This window comes from Pseudomonas sp. LBUM1646, from assembly GCF_059716165.1.
Map to the genome: position 1 here is coordinate 1966964 of NZ_CP166810.1, position 21695 is coordinate 1988658.

The window sequence follows — 21695 nt, forward strand, 5'->3', positions numbered from 1 at the left end:
GTCATGGCAGTTGCGCTTCCAGCGGACCACCCAACACTTTCAGGTATTCCAGCAACGCCCAGCGTTCCTGCGGTTGCAGCAAACGGCCGATGACGCCGTTACCGCGCTCACCGGCACGGAATTCGTGACCGCTGTTGTGATTGCCGGTGATGCGGGTGTCGAACACAAAGCCGTTGCTAAAGGCTTCGGTGCGATAGCCCAGGTGCCGGGGGTCGTACTCGAAAGTGCCTTTGTAGAAGGTGGTTGCGCGTTCGTCCTGGGGCGAAAGCAACTGATAAATGCTCGGCACCGAACCGTTGTGCAGAAACGGCGCCGTCGCCCATACGCCCGCCAGCGGCCGGGCCTTGTAGGCGCGCAGTTCCTGGACACCGATTGGCAGGCCGAAACCATCCAGGTTCGGCCGCTCTGCCGGGGTGATATTGGCCTCGCGATAAGCCCGGTTCTCGACAAGCGCAGTAACGTACGCGAGCCCCTTGGCTACCGAGAGTTTGCTCAGGTCCAATGGCTCGGTCGGCTTGGGATGCAGCTGAACGTCCAATTGGCCGAGCTCCGCCGGATCCCATTGCAGCGCCGTCAGATCGAATCGATGGTCGGCGATATTGTTGGCGGCGGTGGGGTCGGTGCCGATTGCGGCGACTGGCAGCAGTTTGAGCTGTTGCACCGCTCGCCCGTTGACTGGAGTCACACGCGGTACATGGCAACTGGCGCAGTTCTCGGCAAACAGCGCGCGTCCTTGGGCGGCTAAGGGCTTGTCGACGCTGCCCAGCAGCGCTTCCGGCCAGGCGGGCGGCTTGAGCCGTTGCAGGGTTTCTTCGATCAGGTTCAGGTCGCGAACGCGAACGCTTGAGGGGTAGCGTGCATCGCCTTTGAGCGGCTGGCCGTTGGCGTCGAAGAAATTCAGCGTCGCGCCGACACCCAGTGCCTCGCCGATATTGCGCGCCATCGGTTGCTGCGCCGAGCCGTTCCACTGCACCCAATCGAAGGTCCAGATGTCCCACAGTTGCGGATAGTCCACCGGGGCGTTAGCCACGCGATAGTTATCCGGCGAAATCGCATCGCCAAAGCTGGCATTGGCGATGCGCCCGAAGGCGTCGGTGCGACCGGGGCCTTCTTCGGTTGGATAGAGCCCGCGATGGGTGTCGTTCCAGGCGACTTTCAAGAACGTATCGAGTGAGCTTTTGAAGTCTTTGCGTAGGACTTGATGCCGAGCGTCGTAGTCCGCGCCCAACACTTTGCGTGCGAAACGTTCGAATTTCCATGGGTTGTAGTAGGTCGAGGCGAGGCTGGCCACCAGCGCCTGGCCGAAACTGCCACCGCGCAGTGTCGGAACGCTGGATGGCAGCACATGCTGCGCTGAGCCGCCGTCGATCCGCACGGCCTGGCCGTTAAAGCGCAGTTCGCCGGTGTGGCAGGCGGCGCAGGTGATGTCCAGGAACTGATCCTGGCTGCCAGGGTTCTGGTGCCGAGCGAAACCCACCGGCAGGTTGCCAGGGTTGTTCGGTGTGGCTTTCTGGGCTGGATCGATCAGGAAGCCAAAGCGTGCCAGGTACTCGGGGGCGGCAAATCGCTGTTGCGAGAACGGCAACTCAAGCGCTTCGAACCACTCGTAACGCAAGCCTTTGACTTGGGTGCCCTGGGGCGTGAAATAGTAAGTCTGACGGTCGGCGGCGCTCCACTGCTCCAGGTAATGCACCTGTTGGGCAGGGGAGTAGGCCGGCAGTTTGGGGTTGGCGACGTAGTACAGAACCACGGCCAGGCCAAGCCCCAGCAATATGGCGATCAGAACCAGCAAGCGGAGTAAGAGGCGCAAGATAAACATCCTTGTCGATTTGTAGCTCTCTTATGCCTCAGCTTCTTAGGGGGCGGCAAGTGGCCATTACGCCAAGTGTTGTAGGAACCGGCATCTGCGTCCGTGGGAGCAAGATGACAGAAACTTCACCCAGCCCATTCCCGAAATGCTTTAAAAGACCTGAACTTATCAGCAGATTCCTGCTCTCATGCCGGTAGCCATTGGTCGTGGCCGCCTGATAAGCTCGCGGCTTTATTCGATTGCCCTTTAGGCGCATGAACAAGGAAATAGCATGAAACAGCATCGGTTGGCGGCGGCGGTGGCCCTGGTAAGCCTGGTACTTGCGGGTTGTGATTCGCAGACCAGCGTAGAGCTGAAAACCCCGGCGCAAAAAGCTTCCTACGGGATTGGCCTGAACATGGGCAAGAGCCTGGCTCAGGAAGGCATGGATGATCTGGATTCCAAGGCCGTAGCCCAAGGCATCGAAGATGCCGTCGGCAAGAAAGAACAGAAGCTGAAGGACGACGAACTGGTCGAGGCCTTCGCAGCACTGCAAAAGCGTGCAGAAGAACGCATGGCGAAAATGAGCGAAGAGTCGGCATCCGCCGGCAAGAAATTCCTCGAAGACAACGCCAAGAAAGCCGGTGTAGTGACCACTGCATCCGGTCTGCAATATGAAGTGGTTAAAAAAGCTGACGGTCCTCAGCCTAAGCCGACCGACGTAGTGACTGTTCACTACACCGGCAAGCTGACCAACGGCACGACCTTTGACAGTTCGGTTGATCGCGGTAGCCCGATTGATCTGCCGGTCAGCGGCGTGATTCCAGGTTGGGTCGAAGGCCTGCAACTGATGCACGTCGGCGAGAAGTACAAGCTGTACATTCCTAGCGACCTGGCTTACGGCGCGCAAAGCCCAAGCCCGGCAATCCCGGCCAACTCGGTGCTGGTATTCGACCTGGAGCTGCTGGCGATCAAAGATCCAGCAAAACAAGACGCCGCCAAGTAAGCGTCGTCTGCTGCAAAAAACAACGCCTCGCATTATGCGGGGCGTTGTTGTATCTGGGGTTTGGCCAGGTGCGAACAAAGCGAACGGATGCTGTAGGCTGGAGTCATAGCCATTGAGGACGCCCGTGCTAGCCACACCGAGGCGCCAAGTCAATGAAATCTTGGGTTTTTTTATGTGAGTAAAAAACGCCCGATCTGAGTTGAGCCCTTATAAAACGGGGCTTTCAGCCGTGAAATGCAGCTCTGTTCACAAGGTTATCCACAATTTGTGTGGATAACATTTCAGCGGGAGGAAAAGATGAAAGCACCCTGGAATTTCGCTCGCTTCCTACCACTGGCCGGGCGCCTGCTGGCTAAAGGTCGACTACCAACCCTGCTGTTCGCCGTGGCCAGCAAAGGTGCCAGCGAAGGTGGGCGCCTGGGGAAACTCAAGGATGACCTGCGTCTGCTGCAGGCCCTGTGCCTGGCCTACTGGCGTGGCGAGTACCGGGCCATCAGCCGCAAATCGATTCTGACGGTCGTGGCCGGTCTGATGTACTTCCTCAGTCCTCTCGACGCCATCCCGGATTTCATCCCCGTATTCGGCATGCTCGACGATATCGCCGTGCTGGCCTGGGTCATGAAAACCCTCGACGACGAACTCAATGCCTTCCGCGCGTGGCGCAATCGGCAGTTGCCGGAGAAGCTGGCCGTGGTCGAACGCCTGCCCGATACCCCGGAACAACTCCAGCTTCAGGGGCCGAAAGAGGACTGAGCCGAATCAGGCTCATCCATAGATTCTTGCCCCCCGCGACCTTGGCCGCTGTTAGGATTACACTTCAAGGGAAAAGTGCCGACTCGCTAAGTGTCGTTGTCCTACGGGGAAGTCATGGATATTCAGATAATCACACGCGAAGGCGAGCCCGAATATGCGGTTCTACCGTGGGCTCAGTACCAGGCTTTACTGAAAGCAGCAGGCATCGAGCAACAACCGCCAAGGGCCGCCGTAGAGCGTCAGACGGTCGTTGCAGACCAGATCCTTCCGGGTCTGGATCAACTCCGCAGTTTGCGCGAAGGGAAGGGCATCGCCATCGAGGCGCTGGCCCGCACGGTAGGCATCAGCCCGTCTTATCTGGCCTTGATCGAAAGTGGCGAGCGTCTTCCTGACGCTGCGATTCGCCGCAGCCTGGCCTGGGAATTGACGGTGCCAGGATGGAGGGATGAATCGTGAGCGTACGCATCAGTCGTCAACATTGGGACGGGTTGTTGGGTGAACTGGACCAGGCGCGCCGCCAGCGCCATCTTCTGACTTACCGAGCGCTGTTGGAGCGTTTGCAATTGCCCACCCCGGCCATGCAAACCCTGACTGCCGCCCTTGAACATCTGGCCGCACTGGACGCCAAGGCCGAGCAGCCCTTGCGCAGCTCACTGGTGATCAGCCAGGGCGCCAGCCGCCTGCCGCGTACAGGTTTCTTCGAATGCGTCGAGCGCCTGGGGCGTTTCTCCGGCCCATCAGACGGCGTCGCCGCCGCTTCGTGGCACGCCTCGGAAGTGGTGCGAGTATTCGAATACGAGTACCCCGAATCCGCGGAGGCCTGAGTGTTTTTACGACTCAAGGCGCGGGCCTCTTACTGGCTGGCCCGTAGGCTGTTTCACTGGTCGTGGTTTGTGAAACAGCCACGCGGCTGGAAATGGCTTGAGGGCCAGTTTGCGCGCATGGCTAACCTTGGTGATGTTGGTGCTCAGAGCTTCTATGGCCACATCCTGACCTTTCGTGGCGTTGGCCTTGGCGCTCGCGAGGAGGGCGTGCGATTACTGCGCCTCGCGGCTTTGGCGGGGGATGGCAAAGCCGCGTATCAGGTCGGTGTGATCAGTTTGGCGGGCACGCCGAGCAAAGCGCCGGACCCGGTGGAAGCAGCGCGGTTTTGGCGGATTGCGTTGAAGGCTGGGCATCCGTTGGCGGAGATCAAGTTGAAAGGATTACCGAGCGACAGTTCTTCGCAGTGATCCGGTGATCGTTCAACAAGCAGACGCGGCGCCTCACCATCGCCCACGAAAAATACCCGCACGCGTCTTTACGCTTGTCGCGCGCAACGACTACCCCTTATAAAAGCAACTTTTCCCTCTCGAAGTAAAAGGATACGAGCATGAGCAATGCCTGGAACGAAGGGTATTTCACCGACGAAGGCTACACCTACAGCTATAGCCGGGAAATCAATCCAGTCTTCCTGCGCTATTGCTTGTTGTTGCGCGGTTTTGCCAGTCTGGAGACAACCGACGGCTATCACTGTGAATTGGGTTTTGGCCAAGGCGTCTCGATCAATATCCATGCCGCAGCTAACCCAGGATCCTGGATAGGCACCGACTTCCATCCGGGCCAGGCCGCCCATGCCAATACGCTTGCGAGCGCTTGGAACAGCGATGCGAAGCTGTATGACGACAGCTTCGAGCAACTGCTCGCCCGTCATGATTTGCCGCAATTCGACAGCATCAGCCTGCATGGCATCTGGACCTGGGTCAGCCGCGACAACCAAAAACTGATCGTCGAATTCGCCCGTCGTCACCTCAAGCCAGGTGGTCTGCTGTACATCAGCTACAACTGCTTCCCCGGCTGGTCGCCTCAGGCGCCATTGCGTCATCTGTTCAGCCTGCACGACCGTTTTGGTACAAACCGCTCCGAACGCCCGGACCAGCGCATAGATGCCGCATTGCAATTCTCCGAAGCGCTGCTGGCGGCCAACCCCAACTACGCCAGCGCGGCACCGAACCTGAACACTAAGCTGCAGAGCATCAAAGGTCAGGATCGGCAGTACGTCGCCCATGAATACTTCAACCGCGACTGGAACTGCATGTACTTCACCGACGTGGTCGATGCCCTGGCGCCTGCCAAACTCGACTTCGCCACGACGGCCGTGCCACTGGATACGGTAGACCCGCTCAACTTGAGCGCAGAAGGCATGGACTTCCTGGAAGGCATCGATCATCCGATCGTGCGCGAACAAGCGCGGGACTACTTCGTCAATCAGAGCTTCCGCCGAGATCTGTACCTGCGAGGCGCCAACCGACTGTCCGCTTCCGAACACCGCCAAGGCATGCTCAATACACGTTTCGTCCTGCTGCAACCGGCCGAAAGCGTCTCCGACACCGTCAAAGGCCCGGCAGGAGAAGCGTCGCTGCAGGCCGAGATCTACGGCCCCGTACTCGAAGCGCTGGCGGCCAACGCCTATGTACCCAAAACGTTGCGCCAGTTGTCAGCGGCCGTGCCTTCGATGCCTTATGACGACCTGGTCCAGGCCATCACCGTATTGGTAGGGATGAGCGCAGCGGCACCGTGCCAGAGCGAAGCGGCCGAAAACCTGGTACAGGCCCGCTGCAGCACACTCAACCTGCAACTGTGCAAACGCTCGCTGCTCAGCAACAAAATTCAGGTCCTGGCCAGCCCGGTAACGGGCGGCGGCGTGCCGATCAGCCGCTTCCAGCAACTGTTTCTGATATCGATCAAACAAGGCAAAAAACACCCGGCGGAATGGGCACAACTGGCCTGGAGCATCATCAGCGAACAAGGCGAAGGCCTGCTCAAGGACGGCAAGGCGCTGACCACCGCGGAAGAAAACATTGCGGAACTGACCGAACAGGCGCACGCATTTGCCGAGGAATCGCTGGTGGTTCTGAAGGCGTTGAGCATCGTTTAACCCACAGAAATTACTGATCGTTCCCACGCTCCGCGTGGGAATGCAGCCCGTGACGCTCCGCGTCACATCAGCACTCGACTCGACACCTGCGGTGTAATTGGAGCGCAGAGCGTCCCAGGAGGCATTCCCACGCAGAGCATGGGAACGATCATCTGAAACAGATTTCAGGACAGATGGATCAATCTACTCAAGGAAGATAAAACAGTGAAAAAAGCTCTCGGCCTCCTGGTTCTAACCTGCCTCACCACCAGCGCATTCGCCAACGATAACTCCATCGGTTTCCAGTCCTCGACCCTGCCGGACCCGCAAAACGAGCGCCCGCTGGAGATGGTCGTCTGGTACCCCAGCACAACCACCGCCACACCGCAGTTGTTCGGCGACAACCCCGTGTTCATCGGCGCCCTTGCCGTGCCCAATGCACCGCCGACCACCGGCGAGCACCCATTAGTGGTGCTCTCCCACGGTTACGGCGGCAACTGGATCAACCAGACATGGCTGGCCAGCGCACTGGCCCACAAGGGCTACATCGTGGTCGCGGTCAACCACCCCGGCAGCACCAGCAAAGACCGCAGCCCCCAAGCCGCCGCACAGCTATGGCAACGACCTGCCGACTTGAGCCGAGCCATCGACGCAGTCACGGCCCGGCCAGAAAAATTTGGCGCAGTCGCCAAGCGCCAAATTGCAGCCGTGGGCCATTCACTCGGCGGCTGGACCGTCCTGGAAATCGCTGGCGCACGCTTCGACCCCGATCGCTTTGCCAAGGACTGTAGCACCCAACCGAAGTTGGCCAGTTGTAGCGTTTACCAACAGATGAACCCCGCCGGCACCCCCGCCTCGAAGGCCCAACTGGCAGGCGATTTGAGCGACAAACGCGTCAGCTCCATTGTTTCATTGGACCTGGGCCTGTCACGGGGGATGACTGATGAAAGCCTCGCGGCGCTGCCGGTGCCGACGCTGGTGATCGCAGCGGGCGTGCCGTCTGAAGAGCTTCCTGCGCAGTTGGAATCCGCCGATTTGGCCAGGCGCCTGCCTCAAGCTTCGAAGCGCTATGTCGAGATTAGCGACGCCAGCCACTTCAGCTTTATGGCGTTGTGCAAACCTGGGGCGGTGGCGATGCTTGAAGAAGAGGTGCCGGGTGACGGGATTATTTGTGGGGATGGGGAGGGTGGGAGGGCTCGTGGGGTGATTCAGCAGCAGGTTACTTCGCTGATTGACGAGTTTCTGAAGCGGTCTGAGTCATAACGTTATGGAATCCTGCCCACGCTGTGGATCAATCCAGCACGTCAGACCCAAGGCAATCTTGATAGGCGCAGCAAGTCCAGAGAAGCGCTTAAACGGAGAAGAAAAAGCGGGCTATCGCCGTTTGGATCAACTTGCAGTTGATGAATGCGATCCTGTCGAACTGAAACCTGCGCCGCTGGAGCAGTTTGTCGATGGGTTTTATTGCGATGGTTGTGAGGTGGGGTTTGTGGCAAGTGGGCTTGTGCGGGATGGCGATTGATATTCACTAAAGTCGATATCAGGTGGATAAGATCGCTATTTTTTTTCGGTGAAATGAAATGCTAACCGACCAACAGGCCCGCTTGTCTCTGAAAGATCTTATTCAGAAGTACCTAAAGGGGAGCGATCCCGATTATGAGCGGCTGATAGAGGACGTCGAGAATCCGTCGCGCCAAGTACCCATAAGGGGTGTGCTTGAGAGCATTAGAAGGTTCAACAATGTGCAGCTAACGGAATCAGAGCTGGAGCTGATTCGGGAGCTTCTTTACATGTTTGGGTAGTCGATCTGTCACGAGCGCGATTTCCAGTTCGCTTTGAATTTACCGCCGTCGACCAAAAGCGGACACAGGGCGCCATAACTTAGGCATGCATCCCATCAGTCTGAGTGGGTGGGGTCCAGACACATCTTCACGTGTGCGGTCAGTCCATTGAAATCTTCAAATGCCAGATCCCTAAACCCGGGCTCCACCCGTTCGAGGTACTGCCAGATTGGAAGGCTCGCATTCGCTGCCTGGAGCTCGATCAGGTCGGAGCGTTCGAGGCAAATCATCCAGTTCGTGCCGGGTAGGGGCTCTCTGATATGGGCAATCAGCAGCCAGCGCTCACGGCCTTCATAACTTGAAACAGCCGCCTCCAAGCGTTTCATCGTGGCCTCGTCTTCCTGCTCGAAACGAAACACCACCCACGGTAGCTTGCCAGGAACCTCCACATATTCGCGACCATTCCAGGTCTGGGCTATTCGCGAACCGTATTTCCTCCATTCGAGAGTGCCCAGATCAGCGAGGAAATTCAGCAATTTACCCTCGGGAAGTTGTATTCGTGAGGCATCGCCACTCTTCATTTTTCTGGAGTCCAATAATTGATTGCCCGGCTTTTGCACGGAGTATGAGTGAATTCAAAGGGCTGCTTTGAGTTGATATCGGCCACCGAGTGGGGAAATCAAAGCTTGGCTTCAGCGAAACCTTTCACCACCGTTGCCTTTTTATCGAGCGAATTTTCTAGGCAAGGTCTTCGGAAATTTCCTTCACGTTGTGGCGGTTCTGGTGAACGGGTGCGCGGCGAGTTAGATCGGTAGGCTTTGGTGGTCGCTGCATATTCAGCGGCAGGGTGTAGGAACCCTCAAGACTTGTAAGGTGACATTGGCGTCGATGCTTGATTGCGGCCGTTGAATTGCGTCCGTAAGATTCGTTGTGGCGGCTGTGTGCGGGCACGCTTCGGTGTGGTCGAGTTTTGCCTTAAAAGTCTCGATATTCCTACCCCGCACATAGCTGCCACCCTAACCTGTAGGAAGGTGGATGGCAGTTTTCATCACACTTTTAAGGTTTCAAAAATGACAACACTTCATCCCGATCCACCCTACGAAAAACCAATCCCTCACCCCGAAAGCCGCTTCATGGCGCTCACTAGCAATTGCGACGACATGCCGACCTTGTTCGTCGATACCCGCGCGCCGCTTGATGTTTTATACGACGCTGCCAATTACCGAATCCGCGCGGTAACTCAAGTGCTGGAGAACCTGTCCATGCGTGGGTCGATCGACTGCGAATCCTTCATTCTCAGCGACTTTGCCTTGCTGTGCGCCATTCCGTTGAGAGATGGCTGTGATGTGCTGGATGTGCTTGGCCGGCGCTTGCGGGCGATGCCGTCGGAGTAGCGTATTGATCGTTCCCACGCTCTGCGTGGGAATGCAGCCCGTGACGCTCTGCGTCACTTCGGTGTAAGGCTGGACGCCGGGGTGGGGCTGGAACGCGGAGCGTCCCTGGAGGCATTCCCACGCGGAGCGTGGGAATGATCGGGTTAGCGGTGGCCGGCGATTAGTGTTTCTTCGGCTTCGGGCACCGCGAGGCTATCAATCACATGCACGCTATACCCCGGCACGTTCTTCGCGTGATGCTTGGCCTGTGATGCCATCTCCGCCAATTGGCTGGCATCGAGTTGTCCACAGGCTTGCGGATGCAAATGCACCACGCCGATCGATAGCGACAGCAGCGGAAATTCCTGTCGTATACCTTGGCGGTTGGGCGCGATGAAGCAGCCCGCTTCCAAGTGTTCAGCGCGATAGAAGCGTCGGCACTGGCTGTGGAAATCATCCAGCAACTGGTTCAACCGTTTACGCCAGTCTTCCGGCCCGAGCACCAGCAAAAAGTCATCACCGCCGATATGCCCGACAAAGTCGCGGGATGGGTCGACGCGGTCGTTCAGACATTGCGCCAGACACAGTAGGACTTCATCCCCACGGCCGTAGCCGTAGATGTCGTTGAAGGGTTTGAAGCTGTCGATGTCCACGTAGCAGATCACCGATTCCCGCGCTTGTTGCAGCAGGCGTGTCAGGCATTGCTGGATCGGTACGTTGCCGGGCAGCAGGGTCAATGGGTTGGCGTAGCGGGCTTGCTGGATCTTGAGTTCTGTAATCAGTTTGAGTACGTCGATGACCCGGCCCAATCCGAGATAGCCGCCGTTTAGGGTGATGATGAAGTCTTCTTCGATGCGTTGCCGGGCGCGGCTGGTGATCAGGCGGCTGACTTGTTGCAGCGACTGGCTCATCTCGACGGCGAGGAAGTCGTCGTTCATCAGGCGGCTGATGGGTTTGCGGGCGAAGAGGTCGGTGGCAAAGGGCTTGAGCAGCGCGTCGGAGAGCGAATGGCGATGGACGATGCCACACGGCTGGCCTTGTTCGTCGAGCACCGCCAGTGAGTTGAGGTTGGCTTGGCGGCGGAACGCTTCCAGCACCTCGGCTGTCGGTGTTTCGCGGTCCACGGCCGGTTGGTCGTTGAGCAGGGCGCTGAGATCGCTGCTGTCGTCGCTCAGTGCCACCGCAGTGCTTTCCTGTTTGGGCATCAGCGTCCGAGCGTCCCGAGGCGGATGTTCCTGGGGGCGGCAAAGCAAATAACCCTGCACCAGATCGACACCCATTTCGGTCAATACCGCGAGCTCTTCCGGTAACTCGATGCCTTCGGCGATCACCTGCGCGCGGGAGGCCTTGGCGATTTGCAGGATCGAGCCGACGAATTCACGCTTGAGCGCGTCCTGGTGAATGCCGTCGATGAAGTGCCGATCAATCTTGACGTAGTCCGGCCGCAGCTCGGACCACAAACGCAAACTCGAATAGCCTGCGCCCAAGTCATCCAGCGCGATGGAAAATCCCATCGCCCTATAGTGATGCAAGGCGTTTTGCAGCAACTGGAAATCATCGGTCGGGGTTTGTTCGGTGAGTTCGATTACTACCTGACTCGGGGGAATACCGAAGTCCTGCAGCAGTTGCAGCGTGCGACCCGGTTGGTGCGAGGTTTCGAGAAGGGATTCCGGCGACACGTTAAGGAACAACTTGCCCGGTAGTTGCTGTTCGTTGAAACGTCGGCAGGCGCTCTGGCGGCAAGCGATTTCCAGTTCACTAAGACGCCCGGCCTGACGGGCCACGGCGAACAGGGCGATGGGGGAGTGCAGCGGACTGTTGGAGGGGCCACGGCTCAGGGCTTCGTAGCCGACAATTCGTCGTTCAGAGAGGGAGATGATTGGCTGGAACAGGCTGTGCAAACCGCTTTGAGCCAGTATTGAACTCAAGGCACTCAGCTGTTCGGTTGTGGTCATGGCGATCTCTGGCGATAAAAAAAGGACTGGGAGCAGCTAGCTCCCAGTCCTTCATTTCACGACAGAATGATGACTGTTTGATGACGCTCCGGGGAGCGTCAGCATTAAATTGCCATCATCTTAGTGCTTGGCCACCTGGTTGCTCAGTTTCAGGTAATCCAGCAGCACTCGCCCGGTTTCGCTCAAGTAGGCGTCGTCTTCCGGCTTGATCTTGTCCGGCTCGGCCGCGATTGCATCTTCGTCTTCTTTCTTCAGCTCTTTGAGCGGTTCTTCGCCCTTGGCCTTGCGACGGATGTTTTCCATGACCAGTTGCTTGGCTTCGATGTCCGCATGTTGCTTGCGACGATCGGCTTCATTGAGGCTGACGGTTTTTTCTTCCATCAGCTTCTGGGCCAGGGCCAGCTTGTCACGGATAAACACGAACTCGGCGTCTTTGGCCGAACGCACGTCATGCTCGGATTTGAGCTCGGCGATGTAAGGCTTGAACGGGTCGGTTGCCGGCTTGATCGAGGCCTTGATGGTGTCCCATGGCATGGCTTCCGGCAGTGCGCTTTCGCCGATTTCCTTGGTGTCGATGATCGACGGGAAATCCACATCCGGCAGTACGCCCTGATGCTGGGTGCTCTGCCCGGAAACCCGGTAGAACTTGGCCAGGGTCAGTTTCAGTTCGCCATGGTTCAGCGGCTGAATGGTCTGCACGGTGCCTTTGCCGAAGGTCTGGCCGCCGATGATCAAGGCGCGGTGGTAGTCCTGCATGGCGCCGGCGAAAATCTCCGAAGCCGAGGCCGACAGGCGGTTGACCAGCAACGCCATCGGGCCTTTGTAGAACGCACCTGGATTTTCATCTTCCAGCACGTCGACCCGGCCATCGGCGTTACGCACGAGTACGGTCGGCCCCTTGTCGATGAACAGACTGGTCAGCTCGGTGGCTTCCTGCAAGGAACCGCCGCCGTTGTTGCGCAGGTCGATGACCACGCCGTCGACCTTGTCTTTCTGCAACTCGGTCAGCAGCTTCTTGACGTCGCGGGTGGTGCTCTTGTAGTCCGGATCGCCAGCACGGAAGGCCTTGAAGTCGAGGTAGAAGGCCGGGATCTCGATGACGCCGAGCTTGTAGTCCTTGCCATCCTGTTTCAGGTTGAGCACCGACTTCTTCACGGCCTGATCTTCTAGCTTCACGGCTTCGCGGGTGATCGGCACGATTTTGCTGGTCTGGTCGTTCGGCGCATTGCTGGCCGGGATCACTTCCAGGCGCACCACGGTGCCTTTCGGGCCGCGGATCAGCTTGACTACTTCGTCCAGGCGCCAGCCGACCACGTCGACCATCTCTTTGTTGGCCTGGGCCACGCCGATGATCTTGTCGGCCGGAGCCACCAGTTTGGTCTTGTCAGCCGGGCCTGCCGGCACCAGGCGCACGACTTTCACCTGGTCGTTATCGCTCTGCAACACGGCGCCGATGCCCTCGAGGGACAGGCTCATGTTGATGTCGAAGTTTTCCGCGTTATCCGGCGACAGATAGTTGGTGTGCGGGTCGTAGGACATGGCGAAGGTGTTGATGTACGCCTGGAAGATGTCTTCCGGACGGGTCTGGTCCAGGCGCGCCAACTGATTCTTGTAGCGCTTGGTCAGGGTTTCCTGGATCTGCTTGGAATCCTTGCCGGAGATCTTCTGGCGCAGCACTTCGTCCTTGACGCGTTTGCGCCACAGGTCGTCCAGCTCGGCGGTGGACTTGAGCCACGGGGCATCCTTGCGATCGATCAGCAAGGTTTCCTTGGTGGTGAAGTCGATCTTGTCGACGCCCTTGTTCAGCTCCGCAAGGGCAAAGTCCAGACGCGCTTTGACGCGGTCCAGGTAGCGCTTGTAGATGGTGAACCCGGCATTCAGGTCGCCGCTTTTGAGGAAGTCGTCAAACTGGGTTTTCCACTTGTCGAATTCGGCAATGTCGCTGGCCATGAAGTAGCTGCGCGACGGGTCCAGCAGCTTGAGGTAGCTGTCATAGATGATCGCGGAGCGCGCGTCATCGAGCGGCGGCTTGCTGTAATGATGGCGCTTGAGCAGTTCGACGACGTTCAGACTGGCGATTACTTCGTCACGATCAGGCTGAAGATTGTCCCAGCTATTGGCTGCAAACGAATTGCTCGACATCGGCAACAAGCCGATACCGATAAATAGGGCTAGGGCGGTGCTGGGGAACAGTTGCTTCATGCTGATTCGACGCGGGGACAATTGATCACGCATATTAGGCCGTCTTTGAAGTCGCCGGTTCCACAAAGGGCCGGTCACATAATGCAAGAAAGCCCGGCGCTACAGCTACGGGCTCAGTCCAGACTCACTATGGAGGCACTGTGAAAGCATTGCAAGGCGTTGACGGTCAAGTGGAGTGGGTTCAAGAGCCGAGTCCTACGTGTGATGTAGGACAAGTTCGGATCCGTGTGGCGGCAGCGGGCCTCAATCGCGCCGATTTGTTACAGAAAGCCGGGCTTTATCCGCCACCTCCGGGAGCCAGTCAGGTGCTGGGTCTTGAGTGTTCGGGGGTGATCAGCGAGGTCGGTCCGGGCTCGTCCTGGCAGGTGGGTGATCGGGTCTGCGCCTTGCTGGCCGGGGGCGGGATGGCCGAAGAGGTGGTTGTCGACGGACGGCATGTGCTGCCGGTGCCTGAAGGTTTGTCGCTGGCTGAGGCCGCAGCGCTACCCGAGGTCTACGCGACTGTTTGGTTAAATTTATTTCATCTGGCCGGCCTCAAACCCGGTGAGAAAGTTCTGCTGCACGCCGGAGCAAGTGGAATCGGTTCAGCTGCCATTCAGTTGTGCAAGGCGTTTGGCAACCCGTGTTGGGTCAGCGTCGGGTCCGCCGAGCGTTTGGCGTACTGCGAAGCCTTGGGCGCCCAGGGTGGCGTGGTACGCACCGGGGATCTGGAGAGCTTGAGAGATTTGGGGCCATTTGATGTGATCCTGGATCCGGTGGGCGGCAATTACGCAGCGCTGAATCTCAAGCTGACCGCCCTCGATGGTCGTTGGGTGCTGATCGGTCTGATGGGTGGCCGTGAGGCGAAGCTGGATCTGGCGCAGGTGTTGGGCAAGCGCGTGCAACTGCTGGGTTCGACCTTGCGCAGCCGGGACGATCAGTTCAAGGCGGATCTGTTCAGTGATCTGAGCCAGCATGTATGGCCGCTGTTTGCGGAAGGGCGGTTGAAGCCACAGTTGGCCAAGGCGTTTGCGATCAAGGATGCCGAAGCGGCGTTTGCGGAGTTGGCGAGCAACAAGGTGGCGGGGAAGTTGGTGTTGGTGATTGACGAAAGCCTGACCTGAACCCGGTCACTGATCGCTGATCGTTCCCACGCTCCGCGTGGGAATGCAGCCCGGGACGCTCCGCGTCCCAAAAGCGGACGCAGAGCGTCCATTGAGGCATTCCCACGCAGAGCGTGGGAACGATCAGACAAGGACGCGGAGCGTCCCGGGCTTCAGGTGGAGGTTATTTCCAGAGGTGGATTGGCCAGCCGGCCTTTTCGGCGTGTTCGAGCAACACAGCGTCCGGGTTGACCACGTGCGGGAAGTCCACCTTCAGCAACAACGGCAAGTCATTGCGTGAGTCCGAGTAGAAACTCGCGCCTTCGAGGTTTTCCTCTTCAGCATCCAGCCATTCCAGCAACCGGGTGATCTTGCCTTCGCGGTAGGTCAGGGTGCCGACCGTGTGGCCGCTGTAAACACCATGGGCCACTTCCAGTTCGATGCCGAGAATCTCGTCGATGCCCAGGCGATCGGCAATCGGCCGGACCAGGTGCGTGCCCGACGCCGAGATCACCAGGATCCGGTCGCCGGCCTTGCGGTGGGCGGCGATGGCTTTGGTGGCATCGCTGAAGATAATCGGTTCGATGAAGTCTTCCACCCAAGGGCCGACCAGGTGATCGACCTCTTCCGGCGTGCGCCCGATCATCGGCTCGAGGCTGAAGGTCATGTAGTCCTCCATCCGCAGCTTGCCGTGGCTGTAGGCGTCCATCAGTTCGTTGTTCTGCCGCATGAACGATTCGGGATCGACCCAACCCAGCCGGCCCATCTGTTCGCTCCAGAGGGTGGCGCAGTCGCCGTGGATCAGGGTTTCGTCCAGATCAAAAATTGCCAGGGCCATCAGTTTGGTTCTCTCCGAGAACAGCTTCAAGCCATAAGCTTCAAGCTGCAAGAAGTGGATTTAGGTGGTCAGCAGTCTACAACTTGAAGCTTGTCGCTTGCAGCTTGCGGCTGCTTTCATGCTACTTCGCACAGGGCCGTCGGATCGATGGAAAGCGCCAGGCGCTGACCATCGGGATGCAGATCGGCCGCCGAGCGGTTCAGCACATCCACCACCAATTCCACGCCCCGGGCTTCGACCCGGTAGCGAATCACGTTGCCCAACAGGCTGTGGCTGCGGATCTGCGCATCGAGTTCGCCATTGAGGCTCAGCTCGATGGCTTCCGGGCGAATCGCGATGCGATGGGTGATCGGCCGTTGCAGCAGCTTCGAGGCGGCGTCGGCGTCCAGCAGGTTGTAGTTGCCGATGAAGCCGGCGGCGAACACATCCACTGGCGCCGTGTAAAGGGTCTCGGCATCCCCGCTTTGTACGATCTTTCCCTGATTCATCAGGAAAATCCGGTCAGACATGGTCAGGGCTTCTTCCTGATCGTGTGTGACGAAGATCGTGGTCAGGCCAAGTTCGCGCTGGATTGCACGGATCTGTTCGCGCAGGTGCTTGCGAATCCGCGCATCCAGGGCCGACAACGGTTCATCCAGCAACAACAAGCGTGGACGGGTGACCAGCGAGCGGGCCAGCGCGACACGCTGACATTGGCCGCCGGACAGTTGATGCGGATAGCGGGCGGCGAAGTCGTTCAGCTCCACCAGTTTCAGCACTTCGGCGACGCGCTTGTGGCTGTCGTCGGCGTTGACTTTTTGCATGCGCAAACCGAAAGCGACGTTCTGCTCCACGGTCATGTTCGGGAACAGCGCGTAGCTCTGGAACACCATGCCGATCCCGCGTTTCTGCGGGCTCAGCGGCACGATATCGACGCCATCGAGCAGGATCTTGCCGCCATCCACCGAGGTCAGCCCGGCAATGCACCGCAGCAGTGTGGACTTGCCGCAACCGGACGGGCCGAGAAGGGTGACGAACTCACCTTTCTGGATTTCGCAGTTGATGTCGCTAAACACGGTCGTGCCCGCGTAGTTTTTCTGAAGATGTTGGACGCTGACATAGCTCATTCGCTTTTGTCCTTGTTCAAGATATTGGCCGCCCAGGTCAGAACCAGCACAAAGAAGAAGTAGGAAATCACCAGCGCACTGGTGAAGTGGCCGCTGCTGTTACGCATGTTGTTGAGGTACACCTGCAGGGTTTCATAGCGGGTGCCGACGAGAATGTTGGCGAACACGAACTCACCGAACAGGAACGAGAAGGACAGCAGCAACGCCACCATCAAGCCCTTGCGCAAGTTCGGCAGCACCACCAGGAACGCCGCTTGAAAGGTGCTGGCACCGAGCAGTTGGGCGGCGTCCATCAGGTCGCGCAGGTTGATCGCTTGCAGGTTGTTGGTGATCGCCCGGTACATGAACGGCAGCGCCACGGTGAAGTAGCAACCGATCAGGATCCACGGTGTCCCCACCATGGCAAACGGCCCGGAACCATACAGCTGCAGCAGCCCCACCGACGACACTACCGGCGGCACCGCGAAGGGCAGCAGAATCAGGATGTTCATCAGCGCATCAAGTTTGGGGAAGTGGTAATGCACCACGAACAGCAGCGGCAGAATCAACACTACCGAAAGAATCAGCGCGCCGACGCAGACCAGCAATGACTGACCGAAGGCATGCAGAAAGCGCGGATCACTCCACAGCTGCACATACCATTTAAAGGTGAAGCCGCTGGGCAGGATGGTCGCTGACCAACTGCTGGCAATCGAGTAGATCAGCGTTCCGGCAAGCGGCAGCAGCAGAATGGCAAACAGCAGATACACCACGACCCGGTGGTAGACACCCACAGGCCCTAATTCAGCGCGAGACATGGTAGCTCCTCTTCAACAGCAGCTGATGCACGATGGTCACCAGGGTCATCAACGCCACCAGCACCACGGCCAAGGCACTGGCCAGGTTCGGGTCGAGGGAAATGTCGCCAGAAACCATCGCCGCGATGCGGATTGGCAGCACGTTGAAGTTGCCGGTGGTCAGGGCGTAGACCGTGGCGTAGGCGCCGAGGGCGTTGGCCAGCAGGATCACGAAGGTGCCGAGCAGCGCCGGGGTCAGCACTGGCAAACCGATGTGGCGCCAGAATTGCCAGCCACTGGCGCCGAGCAGTTCGGCGGACTCGCGCCAGTCTTCGCGTAACGCGTCGAAGGCCGGGTAGAGCAGCAGCACGCCCAGGGGAATCTGGAAGTAGGTGTAGAGAATGATCAGCCCGGTCTTCGAGTACAGGTTGAAATCCTGAATGATCCCGGCCTGCTTCAGCATGATGGTGAAGCTGCCGTTGAAGCCCAGCAGAATGATGAAGGCGAAGGCCAACGGTACGCCGGCGAAGTTGCTGGTCATGTTGGCGAACGCGTTGACGAAGTTACGCAGTTTCGAATCGACCCGGCGCAGGGAATAGGCGCCGAGTACCGCGATGATGATCCCGAACACGCTGGACCAAAAACTGATCTCAAGGCTGTACTGGATCGCCTGCAAGTAGAACTTCGAACTGAAGATTTTGGTGAAGTTTTCGATGCCCCAGCCGAATTCTTCCGATTGCAGGCTGTTGATCATCACCCAGACCAGTGGGGCGATTTCGAACACGATAAAGAACAGTGCGAAGGGCACCAGGCACAGCGCTGCCAGCCATTTGCCGCGGGTTATGGAATTCACTTGAGCAGCTCCCGGCACACAGGTTTGTCGTGGGCCACACCCAACAGTTCGCAGACGGTGCCGCAGATTTCAGTCTGTTTTGGTGCGGCACCGGCGTTGAAGCTGAAGGCGTCGCCGAGGACGAACAGCGGCACTTCGCGTTCCTCCGGCAACAGGCCGTTGTGGGAGCGGTCGTTGTTCATGCCGTGATCGGCGGTCACCAGCACCTGGTAACCGGCGTCGAGCCAGCCTTGCAGGTAATCGGCGAGGATGATGTCGGCCGAGCGGGCGCTGTTGCGGTATTGCGCGGTGTCGAGGCCGTGCTTGTGCCCGGCGTCGTCGATGTTCATCGGGTGGATCAATAAAAAGTTCGGAGCATGACGCAGGCGCAGGTTTTCCGCGTCGGCGAACAGGTGCGAATCGGGGTAGTGATCGCTCCAGTAGAAGTGAGCGTGCTGGATCGGCAGTTCCGGGTTGTCGGTGTGGCGATCCCGGGCGGCCACGAACGGCGAACGGTTGTACAGCTCGCTGACCCAGTGATAAGCCGCCGCAGCGGTGGTCAGGCCAGCGTCGCGGGCGTAGTGATAAATACTGCGCTGGTTGGACAGGCGCGAGACGTTGTTGTGAACGATGCCGCTGTCGATCGGCGTAACGCCGGTCAGGATGCATTCATACAGAGGTCGGGACAGGGCCGGCAGTTCGCACTCCAGTTTGTAGAGCGCTGCGCGTCCTGCGCCAACGTAAGCCTGCAGGTGCCCCATGGCGTGGCGTGCGACCTCGTAATTGAGGCCGTCGAGCACGACAAGGATGACGTTGTGCTTCATAGGGGCGATGACTCCGAAATCAAAACTGAACGGTGTAGGAGCTGCCGCAGGCTGCGATCTTTTGATCTTGATTTAAAAAAACAGATCAAATGATCGCAGCCTGCGGCAGCTCCTACAGATGAAGCATTACTTCATTTCTACGATGACTTCTTCGTTCCACTTCTGCGGCAGGGCCTTGGAAGTCTTCTCCCACGCATCCGCGTCCTTGATCGGGGTCACGCCTTTGTACTGCTCGTTCGGCAGCAGCTTGGCTTTGACTTCGGCGGGCAGTTGCAGATGCTCGGCGCGGATCGGACGGGCGTTGCCGCGCGCCAGGTTGATTTGGCCGGCGTCACTAAAGATGTATTCGCGGGTCAGCTTGGCGGCGTTCGGGTTCTTCGCGTATTTGTTGATGATGGTGGTGTAGCCGGAAATCACCGAGCCATCGGATGGAATCAGCACGACGTAGTCATCCGGGTTGGCCATCTTGGCTTTGTAGCTCAGGCCGTTGAAGTCCCAGACCACGCCGACTTCGATTTCGCCTTTTTCCATGGTGGCGATGGTCGGGTTGGCCATCGACAGACGACCTTGCTTGGCGATGTCGGCGAACAGCAGCAGCGCCGGTTGCAGGTTCTTCTCATCGCCACCGTTGGCCAGCGCCGCGGCCAGTACACCGTTGGCGGCTTGGGCGGCGGTGCTCACGTCACCGATGGAGACTTTATATTTGCCGTTCTTGAGGTCAGCCCATTTGGTTGGGGCTTCAGAACCGTGCAGCAGCTTCTTGTTGACGATGAACGCGATGGTGCCGGTGTAGGCCAGGGCCCAGTTACCGTCCTTGTCTTTCGCCCAGTCCGGGACTTGTGCCCAGGTGGTGGGTTTGTACGGTTGCACCACGCCTTGCTTGACCGCGATCGGGCCGAAGGCGGCACCGACGTCGCCGATGTCGGCACTGGCGTTGTCTTTTTCAGCAGCGAACTTGGCGATTTCCTGGGCCGAGCTCATGTCGGTGTCGATGTGTTTCAGGCCGTAGTTCTTGGCCAGGTCTTCCCAAGTGCCTTTCCAGTTGGCCCAGTCATCGGGCATACCGACGCTGTTGACGGCGCCTTCCGCTTTCGCAGCGGCTTCCAGAGTTTTCAAATCCGTATCAGCAGCCATGGCGGCGGTGCACATGGCAATAGTCGAGCCTAACAGTGATGCCAGGAAAAGCTGTTTCATCCGAAGCTCCTTTGGGCGTTTTCAACGCTGCGATTGCGGTTGTGTTGGTCTAGGTCAGCAATACCTGAGCCAATTTAAGGGGACTGCATGACACTTTCATGTCGCTGGTCGCCCTACAGGACTTTTATTTGCCCGGAATTGGCGGGTGCCCGGTAAGCGTAGACCATGGTTAAAGGCCCGCAGGGCAAGGGACTTGGCCGATGTATTGCAAGGTTTTCACCGTTGTTCGGGATGACCGTTGGGCAGCTGTCATCTCTCAGTCATCTGCACTGCCTAGGCTTGCAGAATGTTTAAAGGAGCCGGTTTTCGCGTGCGGTTCTGCCCCGAAACAGTGCTGGTCTAGTCCAGATAGGTAACGTTGATGCGTGATGAGGCAACAAAAGCGGTGACAGCCATTGGCCAGGTGCTGCAGGAGCAGCTCGACCACGGCCTGCTGGCGGCTGGCAGCAAGTTGCCGGCCGAGCGCAAGCTCAGTGAGTTGTTTGGTACGACGCGGATTACCGTGCGTGAGGCGTTGTTACAGTTGGAAGCGCAGGGACAGATTTATCGCGAGGAACGCCGTGGCTGGTTCGTCTCGCCGCCGCGCCTGGCCTACAACCTGATGCAGCGCAGTCACTTTCACGCGATGGTCAGTGCCCAGGGGCGGGTGCCGTCGACGGAGGTGATTTCGGCGCGTTTGCAGCCGGCATCGGCGGCGGTGTGTGCGTGGTTGCAGTTGCCAGCGTTGTCCAGCGTGATCCAGATTTGCCGTGCGCGGCGGATTGATGGGCGGCTGGTGTTGTATGTGGAGCACTACCTGAATCCGCAATATTTCCCGGGGATTCTGGAGTTTGATTTGAATCAGTCGATTACTGAGCTGTATGCACGGCACTACGATTTGCACTATGGGCGGGTGCGGTTTGAGATTGTGCCGACGTCATTGTCGGTGGATGCGGCGGCGGCGTTGCGGGTGTCGGTGGGGAGTCCTGGGTTGCGAATTGCCCGGGTTAATTATGATCAGCATGAGCGGTTGATCGATTGTGATATGGAGTTTTGGCGCCACGATGCGATTCATGTTGGGGTTGATGTGGTTTGACCTTGGCGGCCTGCGGGCCGACCAGGTTTTTTGGGGGGGGGAGTACATATCCGTTTTTGCGGTTACGGCGGCTGGCGGTTTCGCCCTTACGGCGAGTCCCTTTGGCAAACGCCCCAAAGGAACCAAAGGTCTCGCCCCGAGCGTCCGGCCCCTCGCTTAGGCTCGGCGTTCCTTCGTTCCGGTATTCATCTGGGGGCATCGCCTCCGGTCGGC

General features: G+C 58.6%; 20 protein-coding genes. 10 read left to right on the top strand and 10 right to left on the bottom strand.

All coding sequences use genetic code 11. The features are described 5' to 3' along the window. Position 1: 1 nt before the first annotated feature. The gene (locus tag ACA071_RS08810) at positions 2 to 1810 is read right to left on the bottom strand and encodes a di-heme-cytochrome C peroxidase (protein WP_497643978.1); all 1809 of its coding nucleotides are present in this window, start codon (positions 1808 to 1810) and stop codon (positions 2 to 4) included. Positions 1811 to 2081: 271 nt separating this feature from the next. On the opposite strand from ACA071_RS08810, the gene bamJ reads away from it, so the two are divergent. The 7 genes from bamJ to ACA071_RS08845 all read left to right on the top strand — a co-directional run bounded on the left by bamJ (position 2082) and on the right by ACA071_RS08845 (position 7707). Then, on the top strand, positions 2082 to 2795 hold the full coding sequence (gene bamJ / locus ACA071_RS08815) for a BamJ family beta-barrel-assembly machinery protein (protein WP_169370926.1): 714 nt from the start codon (positions 2082 to 2084) through the stop codon (positions 2793 to 2795). Positions 2796 to 3092: 297 nt separating this feature from the next. After that, positions 3093 to 3548: a YkvA family protein gene (locus tag ACA071_RS08820; protein WP_497643979.1), complete on the top strand. Its 456-nt coding sequence runs from the start codon at positions 3093 to 3095 to the stop codon at positions 3546 to 3548. 114 nt (positions 3549 to 3662) lie between these two features. Further along, positions 3663 to 4004 carry a helix-turn-helix domain-containing protein gene (locus tag ACA071_RS08825; protein ID WP_497643980.1) on the top strand — a complete coding sequence of 114 codons (342 nt, stop codon included), beginning with the start codon at positions 3663 to 3665 and terminating at the stop codon, positions 4002 to 4004. Continuing rightward, positions 4001 to 4372: a hypothetical protein gene (locus ACA071_RS08830; RefSeq protein WP_003223109.1), complete on the top strand. Its 372-nt coding sequence runs from the start codon at positions 4001 to 4003 to the stop codon at positions 4370 to 4372. The genes ACA071_RS08825 and ACA071_RS08830 overlap by 4 nt, the downstream gene beginning before the upstream one ends. Next, entirely contained in the window at positions 4373 to 4780 is a 408-nt protein-coding gene (locus ACA071_RS08835) for an SEL1-like repeat protein (protein WP_497643981.1), read from the top strand. It abuts the gene before it with no gap. A 140-nt stretch (positions 4781 to 4920) separates the two neighbouring features. Then, the gene (locus ACA071_RS08840; protein ID WP_497643982.1) at positions 4921 to 6465 is read left to right on the top strand and encodes a methyltransferase regulatory domain-containing protein; all 1545 of its coding nucleotides are present in this window, start codon (positions 4921 to 4923) and stop codon (positions 6463 to 6465) included. A gap of 204 nt (positions 6466 to 6669) precedes the next feature. After that, positions 6670 to 7707, top strand: coding sequence for an alpha/beta hydrolase family protein (locus ACA071_RS08845; RefSeq protein ID WP_497643983.1), 1038 nt, complete (start codon positions 6670 to 6672; stop codon positions 7705 to 7707). 634 nt (positions 7708 to 8341) lie between these two features. On the opposite strand, the gene ACA071_RS08850 is transcribed toward ACA071_RS08845, so the two are convergent. After that, the gene (locus ACA071_RS08850; RefSeq protein ID WP_497643984.1) at positions 8342 to 8806 is read right to left on the bottom strand and encodes a hypothetical protein; all 465 of its coding nucleotides are present in this window, start codon (positions 8804 to 8806) and stop codon (positions 8342 to 8344) included. Positions 8807 to 9295: 489 nt separating this feature from the next. On the opposite strand from ACA071_RS08850, the gene ACA071_RS08855 reads away from it, so the two are divergent. Next, positions 9296 to 9619, top strand: a complete 324-nt coding sequence (locus tag ACA071_RS08855; protein ID WP_497643985.1) for a hypothetical protein — start codon at positions 9296 to 9298, stop codon at positions 9617 to 9619. A gap of 143 nt (positions 9620 to 9762) precedes the next feature. On the opposite strand, the gene ACA071_RS08860 is transcribed toward ACA071_RS08855, so the two are convergent. Further along, a complete protein-coding gene (locus ACA071_RS08860) occupies positions 9763 to 11553 on the bottom strand; it encodes a bifunctional diguanylate cyclase/phosphodiesterase (protein ID WP_497643986.1) in 1791 nt (596 codons plus the stop codon). A 120-nt stretch (positions 11554 to 11673) separates the two neighbouring features. Next, entirely contained in the window at positions 11674 to 13755 is a 2082-nt protein-coding gene (locus ACA071_RS08865; protein WP_497643987.1) for a carboxy terminal-processing peptidase, read from the bottom strand. 140 nt (positions 13756 to 13895) lie between these two features. On the opposite strand from ACA071_RS08865, the gene ACA071_RS08870 reads away from it, so the two are divergent. Then, complete coding sequence (locus tag ACA071_RS08870; protein WP_497643989.1) at positions 13896 to 14858, top strand: zinc-binding dehydrogenase; 963 nt, start codon at positions 13896 to 13898, stop codon at positions 14856 to 14858. A 163-nt stretch (positions 14859 to 15021) separates the two neighbouring features. Here the strand turns inward: ACA071_RS08870 and ACA071_RS08875 are convergent, their stop codons facing one another. From ACA071_RS08875 to ACA071_RS08900, 6 genes are all read right to left on the bottom strand, one after another. Next, the gene (locus ACA071_RS08875; protein ID WP_497643990.1) at positions 15022 to 15675 is read right to left on the bottom strand and encodes an HAD family hydrolase; all 654 of its coding nucleotides are present in this window, start codon (positions 15673 to 15675) and stop codon (positions 15022 to 15024) included. Positions 15676 to 15791: 116 nt separating this feature from the next. Continuing rightward, the gene (locus tag ACA071_RS08880) at positions 15792 to 16781 is read right to left on the bottom strand and encodes an ABC transporter ATP-binding protein (protein WP_427630025.1); all 990 of its coding nucleotides are present in this window, start codon (positions 16779 to 16781) and stop codon (positions 15792 to 15794) included. Further along, a complete protein-coding gene (locus tag ACA071_RS08885; RefSeq protein ID WP_054049589.1) occupies positions 16778 to 17578 on the bottom strand; it encodes an ABC transporter permease in 801 nt (266 codons plus the stop codon). Before ACA071_RS08885 ends, ACA071_RS08880 begins: the two co-directional genes overlap by 4 nt. Then, complete coding sequence (locus ACA071_RS08890) at positions 17565 to 18410, bottom strand: ABC transporter permease (RefSeq protein ID WP_427630022.1); 846 nt, start codon at positions 18408 to 18410, stop codon at positions 17565 to 17567. The genes ACA071_RS08885 and ACA071_RS08890 overlap by 14 nt, the downstream gene beginning before the upstream one ends. After that, positions 18407 to 19213, bottom strand: a complete 807-nt coding sequence (locus ACA071_RS08895) for an alkaline phosphatase family protein (RefSeq protein WP_497643991.1) — start codon at positions 19211 to 19213, stop codon at positions 18407 to 18409. Before ACA071_RS08895 ends, ACA071_RS08890 begins: the two co-directional genes overlap by 4 nt. A gap of 126 nt (positions 19214 to 19339) precedes the next feature. After that, a complete protein-coding gene (locus ACA071_RS08900) occupies positions 19340 to 20407 on the bottom strand; it encodes an ABC transporter substrate-binding protein (RefSeq protein WP_497643992.1) in 1068 nt (355 codons plus the stop codon). Positions 20408 to 20768: 361 nt separating this feature from the next. Between ACA071_RS08900 and ACA071_RS08905 the strand changes: the two genes are divergently transcribed. After that, on the top strand, positions 20769 to 21482 hold the full coding sequence (locus ACA071_RS08905; RefSeq protein WP_497643993.1) for a UTRA domain-containing protein: 714 nt from the start codon (positions 20769 to 20771) through the stop codon (positions 21480 to 21482). Positions 21483 to 21695 lie beyond the last annotated feature (213 nt).